The organism is Sanguibacter keddieii DSM 10542 (assembly GCF_000024925.1).
Classification (GTDB): Bacteria; Actinomycetota; Actinomycetes; order Actinomycetales; family Cellulomonadaceae; genus Sanguibacter; species Sanguibacter keddieii.
Genome location: NC_013521.1, coordinates 2,520,820 through 2,531,200 on the forward strand (window position 1 = coordinate 2,520,820; position 10,381 = coordinate 2,531,200).

Annotated in this window: 10 protein-coding genes; all 10 read right to left on the bottom strand. The window is 69.5% G+C overall.

The genetic code is table 11. The features are described from left to right. Positions 1-22: 22 nt before the first annotated feature. Positions 23-3,568, bottom strand: a complete 3,546-nt coding sequence (gene dnaE, locus SKED_RS11125) for a DNA polymerase III subunit alpha (protein ID WP_012867252.1) — start codon at positions 3,566-3,568, stop codon at positions 23-25. A gap of 71 nt (positions 3,569-3,639) precedes the next feature. Beyond that, entirely contained in the window at positions 3,640-4,140 is a 501-nt protein-coding gene (locus SKED_RS11130) for a GNAT family N-acetyltransferase (RefSeq protein ID WP_012867253.1), read from the bottom strand. Beyond that, the gene (locus SKED_RS11135) at positions 4,137-5,072 is read right to left on the bottom strand and encodes an RluA family pseudouridine synthase (protein WP_012867254.1); all 936 of its coding nucleotides are present in this window, start codon (positions 5,070-5,072) and stop codon (positions 4,137-4,139) included. Before SKED_RS11135 ends, SKED_RS11130 begins: the two co-directional genes overlap by 4 nt. Further along, complete coding sequence (locus tag SKED_RS11140; protein ID WP_012867255.1) at positions 5,069-5,752, bottom strand: signal peptidase II; 684 nt, start codon at positions 5,750-5,752, stop codon at positions 5,069-5,071. The genes SKED_RS11135 and SKED_RS11140 overlap by 4 nt, the downstream gene beginning before the upstream one ends. A 46-nt stretch (positions 5,753-5,798) precedes the next feature. Beyond that, positions 5,799-6,260, bottom strand: a complete 462-nt coding sequence (locus tag SKED_RS11145) for a TraR/DksA family transcriptional regulator (RefSeq protein ID WP_012867256.1) — start codon at positions 6,258-6,260, stop codon at positions 5,799-5,801. Positions 6,261-6,403: 143 nt separating this feature from the next. Next, on the bottom strand, positions 6,404-7,063 hold the full coding sequence (locus SKED_RS11150) for a DivIVA domain-containing protein (protein WP_174269744.1): 660 nt from the start codon (positions 7,061-7,063) through the stop codon (positions 6,404-6,406). 158 nt (positions 7,064-7,221) lie between these two features. After that, the gene (locus tag SKED_RS11155) at positions 7,222-7,509 is read right to left on the bottom strand and encodes a YggT family protein (RefSeq protein WP_012867258.1); all 288 of its coding nucleotides are present in this window, start codon (positions 7,507-7,509) and stop codon (positions 7,222-7,224) included. A 3-nt stretch (positions 7,510-7,512) separates the two neighbouring features. Next, a complete protein-coding gene (locus SKED_RS11160) occupies positions 7,513-8,004 on the bottom strand; it encodes a cell division protein SepF (RefSeq protein ID WP_042439101.1) in 492 nt (163 codons plus the stop codon). 151 nt (positions 8,005-8,155) lie between these two features. Continuing rightward, positions 8,156-8,923, bottom strand: a complete 768-nt coding sequence (locus SKED_RS11165) for a purine nucleoside phosphorylase YfiH/LACC1 family protein (protein ID WP_012867260.1) — start codon at positions 8,921-8,923, stop codon at positions 8,156-8,158. Positions 8,924-8,936: 13 nt separating this feature from the next. After that, complete coding sequence (ftsZ, locus tag SKED_RS11170) at positions 8,937-10,262, bottom strand: cell division protein FtsZ (protein ID WP_042437997.1); 1,326 nt, start codon at positions 10,260-10,262, stop codon at positions 8,937-8,939. Between the last annotated feature and the right edge of the window lie 119 nt (positions 10,263-10,381).

Consider the following 10,381-nt stretch of genomic DNA (forward strand, 5'->3'; position numbering starts at 1 on the left):
ACCCCCGCCAGGCGCGCACGCGTCACACGGTGAGGCAGGCGGGTCCCAGCAGGGCCTTGAGCTCGCCTGACAGCGCCGAGGACTTCGACACCCTGAACTGGTCGTGCGCCTGGACCACGGTCGTCTTCCCCGGCTCGGTGACGTGGATCCGTACCTGGGCGTCGCCCGGGTGCGTCTTGAGCGCGTCACGCAGCCTGACCACGATCTGCTCGAGGCACCGGTTCCGCGGGATCGTGATGATCAGCGGCGAGTCGGTCCCCGTCGAGATGTCGGGCAGCGACACCTCCATGGCCTGGAGCTGCATGGTGTCGTCCCGGCGGCGCACGCGACCGCGCAGCACCACCACCTGGTCCTCGGCGAGGATCGTGGAGTAGGCCATGTACGTCTCGCCGAAGAACATCACCTCGACGCCGCCGTCGAGGTCCTCGATGGTCACCGCGGCCCACGGGTTGCCCTGCTTGGACATCTTGCGCTGGAGCGAGGTGATGAGACCGGCGATGACGACGGTCGAGCCGTCCGGGCGGTCCTCGTCGGTGAGCAGCTTGGCGATCGACACCTCGGCGGCCTGCTGCAGCACGTGCTCGAGCCCGGAGAGCGGGTGGTCCGAGACGTAGAGCCCGAGCATCTCCCGCTCGAAGGCGAGCAGCTGCTTCTTCTCCCAGTCGGGCAGGTCCGGGATGTCCACGCTGAACGACATCCCGTCGTCCGCCTCGTCGCCGAAGCCGGCGAAGAGGTCGAACTGCCCCTCGGCCTCCTTGCGCTTGACGCCGATCACCGAGTCCACCGCCTGCTCGTGGACCACCTGGAGCGCGCGGCGGGGGTGGTCGAGCGAGTCGAAGGCCCCGGCCTTGATGAGCGACTCGATGGTCCGCTTGTTGCAGACCACCGCCGGGACCTTGTCGAGGAAGTCCGTGAAGGACGTGAAGTTCTGCTTCGCCTCCCGCGTGGTGACGATCGCCTCGACGACGTTCGCCCCCACGTTGCGGACGGCCGTCAGCCCGAAGCGGATGTCCTTGCCGACGGCGGTGAAGTTCGCCGACGACGAGTTGACGTCCGGCGGCAGCACCGTGATGCCCATGCGCCGGCACTCGTTGAGGTACAGCGCCGACTTGTCCTTGTCGTCGCGGACGCTGGTGAGCAGCGCCGCCATGTACTCGGTCGGGTAGTTCGCCTTGAGGAACGCCGTCCAGTACGAGACCACGCCGTACGCGGCCGAGTGGGCCTTGTTGAACGCGTAGTCGGAGAACGGCAGCAGGATGTCCCACAGCGCCTTGACCGCGGCCATGGAGTAGCCGCGCTCGACCATGCCGCCCGAGAAGCCCTCGAACTGCTTGTCCAGCTCGGACTTCTTCTTCTTGCCCATGGCACGACGCAGGATGTCTGCCTGGCCGAGCGAGAACCCGGCGACGATCTGCGCGATCGACATGACCTGCTCCTGGTACACGATGAGACCGTGCGTGGTCCCGAGGACCTCGGCGAGCGGCTCCTCGAGCTCCGGGTGGATCGGGACGACCTCCTGCAGGCCGTTCTTGCGGAGCGCGTAGTTGGTGTGCGAGTTCGCACCCATCGGCCCCGGACGGTAGAGCGCACCGACGGCCGAGATGTCCTCGAAGTTGTCGGGACGCATGAGCTTGAGCAGCGTGCGCATGCCGCCGCCGTCGAGCTGGAACACGCCCAGCGTGTCCCCTCGGGAGAGCAGGGCGTAGGTGTTCGGGTCGTCGAGGGTGAGGCTCTCGAGGTCGATCGCCTCCTTGCCGTTCATGACGATGTTCTCGAGGGCGTCGTCGAGGATGGTGAGGTTGCGCAACCCCAGGAAGTCCATCTTGATGAGCCCGAGCTCTTCGCACTTGGGGTAGTCGAACTGCGTGATGACGGCGCCGTCCTGCAGGCGGCGCATGATCGGGATGATGTCGATGAGCGGCTCGCTCGACATGATGACGCCGGCCGCGTGGACGCCCCACTGGCGCTTCAGGCCCTCGATGCCCTTGGCGAGCTCCACGACGCGCTGCGCCTCGGGGTCGGCTGCGTGGACCTGGCGGAACTCCTCCGCCTCCGAGTAGCGCTTGTCGTCCGGGTCGAAGATCCCGGTGAGGCTGATGTCCTTGCCCATGATCGCCGGCGGCATCGCCTTGGTGAGCTTGTCGCCCATGGCGTAGGGCAGGCCGAGGAGGCGGCTCGAGTCCTTGAGCGCCTGCTTGGCCTTGATGGTGCCGTAGGTGACGATCTGCGCGACGCGGTCCTCGCCGTACTTGTCGGTGACGTACCGGATCACCTCGCCGCGGCGACGCTCGTCGAAGTCGACGTCGAAGTCGGGCATGGAGACGCGGTCCGGGTTGAGGAAGCGCTCGAAGATCAGACCGTGGACGAGCGGGTCGAGGTCGGTGATGCGCATCGCGTACGCGACCATCGACCCGGCACCCGAACCGCGGCCGGGTCCCACACGGATGTTGTTGTCCTTGGACCAGTTGATGAAGTCGGCGACCACGAGGAAGTACCCCGGGAAGCCCATCTGGGTGATGACCTTGGTCTCGAAGTCGGCGCGCTCGCGCACCTCGGTCGGGATCCCGTCCGGGTACCGGTACTGCAGACCGGTCTCGACCTCCTTGATGAACCAGGACGTCTCGTCCTCGCCCGCCGGGGCCGGGAAATTCGGCATGTAGTTGGCAGCCGTGTTGAACGAGACCTCGCACTGCTCGGCGATGACGAGCGTGTTGTCGCAGGCCTCCGGGAGCTCCTTCCAGAGGCGGCGCATCTCTGCGGCGGACTTGACGTAGTAGCCGTCGCCGTCGAACTTGAAGCGGTCCGGGTCGGTGAGGGTCGAGCCCGAGTTGATGGCGAGCAGCGCCTCCTGCGAGCCGCTGTCCTCCTGGCGCACGTAGTGCAGGTCGTTGGTCGCCACGATCGGGGCGCCGATGTCCTTGGCGAGGCGCAGCAGGTCCTTGAAGACGCGCGTCTCGATGTCGAGCCCGTGGTCCATGAGCTCGACGTAGAAGTACTCCTTGCCGAAGATGTCCTGGAGCTCACCGGCAGCCTTCACGGCCTCGTCGTAGTGACCGAGCCGCAGACGCGTCTGGACCTCGCCCGAGGGGCACCCGGTCGACGCGATGAGACCTGGGCTGTACCGCTCGAGCAGGTCCCGGTCCATGCGGGGCCACTTGCCCATCTGCCCCTCGAGGGAGGCGAGGGAGCTCGCCCGGAAGAGGTTGTGCATCCCCTCGTTGTTGCGGGCCCACATCGTCAGGTGGGTGTACGCACCACGGGCGGAGACGTCGTCGCTCGCCTGGCTCGCGTCGCCCCAGCGCACACGGGTGTTGTCGAAGCGCGACGTCCCAGGGGTGACGTACGCCTCGACACCGATGATGGGCTTCACGCCCGCGTCGGTCGCCTGCTTCCAGAAGTCATACGCCCCGAAGAGGTACCCGTGGTCGGTCGTCGCGATCGCGCTCTGGCCGACCCTCTTGGTCTCCTCGAAGAGGTCCCCGAGGCGGGCCGCCCCGTCGAGCATCGAATACTCGGTGTGCACGTGCAGGTGGACGAAGTCCTCAGAACGAGGGGGCGCAGACGACATGCGTCGAGTCTAGATCGCCCGGAGGGACGACTCACCGAGGGACCACTGTGGGACTTCTCCCACGGCTCGGCTCAGGCCGTGCCGTCGACGGTCTTGACGGCGTCGCGGTGCCAGATGTTCTCGTCGAGGTACCTGTGCGAGTCGTCGACCACGTACCCCTGCCGCTGGTAGAAGCCGATCGCCTGCTCCTGCGCGCTGAGCTCGACCCGCACCTGGGAGCCGCTGGGGGTCCGCTCGGCTGCGAGGGTCTCGAGGGCCCGCATGAGCACCGCCCCGACCCCCGACGAGCGCCACGGCGCCCGGACCGCGAGGCGGCCGATGTGCAGGGCGTCGGGGTGCTCGGCGTCGGCGAGCAGGCGTCCCGTGCCGACGGGCTCGGGCGGCTCGACGCTCGTGTCGACGACGAGCACGTGCTGGGTGGTCGGCGCGCGGTCGGCCGTGTCGAGCTCGGCGTCGGCCGAGACGCCCTGCTCCCCCACGAACACCTCGAAGCGGATCGCGAAGGCGTCCTGCAGCTGGTCCTCTGAGGTCACCGTGAGCACGCGGAGCGCGCTGCGGTCCCGGGCGGTCATCGGTACTCCCCCCGGACGACCTCGAGGGCTGCGGCGAGGTCCTCGGGGTACTCGCTGACCACCTCGACCCACTCGCCTGTCGAGGGGTGCTCGAAGCCGAGCCGCTTGGCGTGCAACCACTGGCGCGTCAGCGAGACCTTCTCCGCGAGGCGCGGGTCCGCACCGTAGGTGAGGTCACCGACGCAGGGGTGGCGCAGCGCCGAGAAGTGCACGCGGATCTGGTGGGTGCGCCCGGTCTCCAGGTGCACCTCGACGAGGGAGGCGGCGGAGAGCATCTCGAGCACCTCGTAGTGCGTCACCGAGGGCTTGCCGTCGGCGACCACCCCGAACTTGTAGTCGTGGTTCGGGTGGCGGCCGATCGGCGCGTCGATGGTCCCCGTGGTGGGCTCGGGGTGTCCCTGGACGAGCGCGTGGTAGACCTTCTCGACGGTGCGCTCCTTGAAGGCGCGCTTCATCACCGAGTACGCGTGCTCGCTCTTGGCCACGACCATGAGGCCCGAGGTCCCCACGTCGAGACGGTGGACGATGCCCTGGCGCTCGGCAGCTCCCGAGGTCGCGATCGTGTACCCCGCGGCGATCAGCGCACCGACCACGGTCGGGCCGGTCCACCCCACGGAGGGGTGCGCCGCGACGCCGACGGGCTTGTCGATGACCACCACGTCGTCGTCGTCGTACATGATCTTCATGCCGGGGACCGGCTCGGCCACCACGACGGGCCCGCGAGGTGCGGACGGGTCTGGCACGTCGACCTCGATCCACGAGTCCGGTGCGAGGCGGTCGGACTTGCCCAGGGCACGTCCGTCGAGGCGGACCCCGCCGTCGGACGCGATCTGGGCTGCGACGGTCCGGGAGAGCCCGAGCATGCGGGCCAGGGCCGCGTCGACCCGCTCGCCGGCGAGCCCGTCGGGGACGGGGAGCGTGCGGGTGGTCATCGCTGCTCCTCGCCCGTGCCGGTGGTCGTCCCGCCGGTCTCGTCCGTGCTGGCTGCCTCCGCGGTGCCCGACGCGCTGTCGACCTCGGCGGGCTCGTCCTGCTCGTCTCCGCGCAGACCGTCGGGTCCGATCCCGCGGATCGCGAGGATGCCGATCATCACGGCGGCGACGACGATCGCGATGTCCGCGACGTTGCCGATGAACGGGCCGTAGTCGATGAAGTCGACCACGTGGCCCACGAGGAAGCCGGGCTCCCGGAAGAGCCGGTCGCCGAGGTTGCCGAGGGCCCCTCCGAGCACGAGGCCGAGAGCGACCGCCCAGGCCGTCGACCGGATCTTGCGGGCCGTGACGACCACGAACACCACGACGCCGACGGAGAGGAGGCTGAGGATCCAGGTCTGGCCGCTGGCGATCGAGAGGGCCGCGCCCGGGTTGTAGATGAGGCGGAGCTGGATCAGCTCACCGATGAGCGGCAGCGGGGCCGCTCCCTCCTCGAGCCCCGACTGGGCCCAGAGCTTGGTGAGCTGGTCCACGAGCAGCACCACGGCTGCGATGCCGAGGATGCCCGCCAGCACCCTCCCGGTCCGGGGGCCGGCCGGCGCCGTGCTGGCGCGCAGGCCGGGCGACCCGGAGGTCGAGCTGCTGTCGTTCGGTCCGGGGCTGTCGTTCTCGGCGATCACCCGTGAAGTCTCCCACGACCGAGCGCGCCCCGGTGCGTCGTCACGCTCAACGACGCTCTTCGCGCTGCTTGCAGGTGACGCAGAGGGTGGCACGCGGGAAGGCCTGCAGGCGGGCCTTGCCGATCGCCTGACCGCAGGACTCGCACGCACCGTAGGTGCCGGCCCCGATGCGGGCGAGGGCACGCGTGTTCTGCGCGAGCAGGTCCCGGGTGTTGTTGACGAGGGTGAGCTCCTGCTCGCGCTCGAGGGCGGACGAGCCGGAGTCCGCCTGGTCGTCGCCGGCTCCGTCGCCCGAGTTGCGCAGCAGCTCGGAGAGCTCCTGGTCGGCGGCGACCAGCTCGGTCTGGAGGCGGACGTTCTCGGTGATCAGCTCGTCGGCGAGCTCTTCGACCTCGGCGCCGGTCCACGGCTCCTCCCCGTCGCGGACGGGGAAGGACTTGACGTCCTCGGAGAGGGTCGGGAACTGGTCCTTGGCGGGGGCGTTGCTGATTGCGTCACGGATCGACATCACGGCCTCTTTCGTAGAAGTGAGCCGAGGTTAATCGGCACAGCCGGTGCACGCAATCCACCACGCCGCATTGCGCGGAGAGGTGAACTGCGTGCACCGGCTGAGAGGTGCGTGCGATGCGTGAGGGCGACGACGCCGGGGCGTCAGATGCCCTGCTTGTCCTGACCGGACGAGCCGCCGCTCGGCAGCGCGCTGCCGCGGTTGTCGAGGTCGCCGAGCAGGTTCTGCAGGTAGCTCTTGAGGCGGGTGCGGTAGTCGCGCTCGAAGATCCGGAGCTCGTCGATCTTGCGCTCGAGGAGCGACCGCTCCTGCTCGAGCTGGGACAGCGTGCGCGAGGAGGTCTCCTCGGCCTCGCGGACGATGCGGTTGCCCTCGCTCTTGGCCTCGGCGATGAGTCGGTCGCCCTCTTCCTGGCCGGCGCGCACGTGGTCGTCGTGCAGCTTCTGCGCCATCTGGATGATGCCGGTCGCCATCTCGGGCTCGCGGGGCGTGAGCGCCGGGGCCGCGACGGGCGCAGGCTCGGCCACGGGTGCCACGACAGGCTTGGGCTCCTCGACGGCCTTCTCGACCGACACGGGGCGCGGCTCGGACTGCTGCTGCGCGTTCGCGCGGCTGAGCTCCGCGACACGGCGCTCGGACGCCTCGAGCTTCGCCTTGAGGTCGTCGTTCTCGGCGTACAGCTCGCGGAGCGTGGTCAGGACCTCGTCGAGGAAGTCGTCGACCTCGACGACGTCGTACCCCTCTCGGAACTTGGTCGCCGGGAACTTCTTCGTCAGGACGTCATCTGCAGTGAGCAGTGCCACCATCGTCATCACCTCTAGTACTTGCGCTGGTCTCTTCGGTCAATCCACCGACCGCCACAGGTCACGCTAGCGGACGATCGCTCGTGCGCGCGCCCTGTGCCCGGGAGTCGGCGGGGTTCTGCTTCGTCAGGTCGTCGGATCCTCCGGTCTGGCTCCGGTCATGTGCCCGCCAGGACCAGGCACACCTGGAGCAGGAAGGACACCCCGAAGAACAGGATGAGCATCCCGAGGTCGAGCCGGATCTGACCGATGGTCAGCGGCGGGATGAACCTCCGCAGGAAGCGCAGAGGCGGGTCGGTCAGGCTGAACACGACCTCGGCGACCACCAGGGCTACGCCACGGGGCCGCCAGTCGCGGGAGAACACCTGGACCCACGAGAAGATGACCCGTCCGAAGAGGGTCAGCAGGTACAGGAAGCACACGATCGCCAGGAGGGAGAAGATCACGTGCTAGCTCTGGTTGTAGAAGGCCGGGCCGGAGGTCTTCTCCTGCGCCTGCTCCTGGCCGGCGGACACCTCGACGTGCTCGGGCGAGAGCAGGAAGACCTTGCTGGTCACCCGCTCGATCGCACCGCGCAGGCCGAAGATCAGGCCCGCCGAGAAGTCGACGAGACGCTTGGCGTCGGCGTCGTCCATGTCGGAGAGGTTGATGATCACCGGGGTGCCGGAGCGGAAGGCCTCGCCGATGACCCGGGCGTCGTTGTAGGAGCGCGGGTGCACCGTCGTGATGCGTCGGAGCTCGGACGAGGCGACAGCCTGCACGTGGCTCTCCCGTCGTGCGACGGAGCGGTTGATCGGGGTCACCTGGGCCTCGTACTCCTCAGCCACGTCCGCACCTACCTCGTCGTAGTCGTCGTACTCGTCGTAGTGCTCCTGCTCGACCTCGCCTCGATCGTCTGCGAGGCCTAGGTACAGCATCGTCTTGCGCAGCGCTCCAGCCATCGCCATCTCTCCGTTCCGCGTCAGTCCGGTCAGCCGTGATCCGGAAGGCTCCCGGACGCTGACGGTAGAACTACGCTATCCCGGCGCCCCGGGCCGCTCGGCGCGACACGCCAGAGGCGCGGACGACTTTCGACCCCGCGTCTCGCGGACCTCACGAGGCGGACGGCGGTCGGACGACCCCGGCGAAGCGGCCGGTCACGAGCCCCTCGGCGCTCGCCCGGCGGTGCGAGTAGAACCGCTCGTCGGTCCGCGTGCAGACGTCGAGACGATCGACGGCCCGCACCCCCGCGGCACGGAGCTGACCGGCCACGGCGCGCGGCAGGTCGAGCGCGGGGGTCCCCCAGGCCGTGGTGGACAGCGCGTCGGGGACCGTCCCGCCGACGCGGGCCTGCAGGTCCTCGGGGACCTCGTAGCACCGCCCGCACACGGCAGGGCCGACCGCAGCGCGGACCTGCGCGGGGTCGGCACCGGCCGCGACCATCGCCTGGACCGCTGCGGTGACGACGCCGGCCTCGACACCGGGCCGGCCGGCATGGACGGCGGCGACGACGCCACTGCCCGGGTCGGCCAGCAGCACGGGCACGCAGTCGGCGACGTACACGCCGACCGCCATGCCGCCGGCGGGGGCCACGAGCGCGTCGGCCTCGACGGGTGCGGTCGAGGTGGTGGGTGCGGCACCCTCGGCGACCAGGTGCACCTCCCGGCCGTGGACCTGGGAGACGAAGGTCACGGGGCCGCCTGCCGCGTCCTCGACGAGCCTGCGGTTCTCCTCGACGGACCCCGGCGCGTCACCGACGGCGGTCCCCACGTTGAGCCCCGCCCAGGGTCCGGTCGAGACACCTCCGTCGCGGGTGGTGAAGAACGCACGGATCCCGGGCCCGAGGTCGACCTCGAGCACCGGGATCCGTGGTGCGTGCATGGTGGTGACGGTGCTACTTGAGGAAGTCCGGGACGTCGAGGTCGTCGACGCGGCGACGCGGCGGCTCCTCGTCGAAGATCCTCGGGACCTCGAGCTGCCCCGTGCGCTGCACGGCGTCCGGCTCGGTCGACATGTAGGCCGGGACCGGACCGGTGGCTCCGGGCTCGGGCTGCCAGGCCGGCGCGGCAGCAGCGGGACGGGCCTGCTGCTGCGACGGGTCGACCGGTGCGGCGTCCGAGGAGTCGAAGCCGGAGTCGAGCGGCACGACCGGGCGCGCGAGGGCGTGCACCCCGGTGGTCGTGGGCACCGGCTCGGCAGCCGCGGGGGCCGCGTGCTGCTGCTGGACAGGCTGGGCCTGCTGCTGCTGACGCACGTCCTTGCGGGCGTGCGGCGAGCCGCCGTCGAAGCCGGCGGCGATCACGGTGACGCGGACCTCGTCGCCGAGCGCGTCGTCGATGACCGTACCGAAGATGATGTTCGCCTCGGGGTGCGCGGCCTCGTGCACGAGCCGGGCGGCCTCGTTGATCTCGAAGAGCCCGAGGTCGGACCCACCCTGGATGCTCAGCAGCACGCCGTGCGCGCCGTCGATGCTGGCCTCGAGGAGCGGCGAGGAGATCGCGAGCTCGGCGGCCTGCACGGCGCGGTCGTCGCCCCGTGCGGAGCCGATACCCATGAGTGCGCTGCCCGCGCCCTGCATGACCGACTTGACGTCGGCGAAGTCGAGGTTGATCAGGCCCGGGGTGGTGATGAGGTCGGTGATGCCCTGGACACCCGAGAGCAGCACCTGGTCGGCCGAGTGGAAGGCGTCGAGGGCCGAGACGTTGCGGTCCGACATGGACAGCAGGCGGTCGTTCGGGATGACGATGAGCGTGTCGACCTCGTTGCGCAGCGCGTCGATGCCGGACTCGGCCTGCGTCGCGCGGCGGCGTCCCTCGAAGGTGAAGGGTCGCGTCACGACACCGACGGTGAGCGCGCCGAGCGAGCGGGCGATGCGGGCGACGACGGGTGCGCCACCGGTCCCGGTGCCACCACCCTCGCCAGCGGTCACGAAGACCATGTCCGCTCCGCGGAGCACGTCCTCGATCTCCTCCTCGTGGTCCTCGGCAGCCTTCTTGCCGACCTCGGGGTCGGCGCCGGCGCCGAGACCACGGGTCAGCTCGCGGCCGACGTCGAGCTTGACGTCCGCGTCGGACATCAGCAGCGCCTGCGCGTCGGTGTTGATCGCGATGAACTCGACGCCCTTGAGCCCGACCTCGATCATCCGGTTCACGGCGTTCACCCCGCCGCCGCCGATGCCGACCACCTTGATCACTGCTAGGTAGTTTTGCGGAGTTGTCACGTCCGTGCCTCTCGATCTGGAAACCTAAAACCTTCACCCTCAAGTAGAGGGTTATAGTTATGTCAGGTTGTGCTAGGCGTGACGCTATGCGCGCCCCACGCCATGAATCAACGACCCAC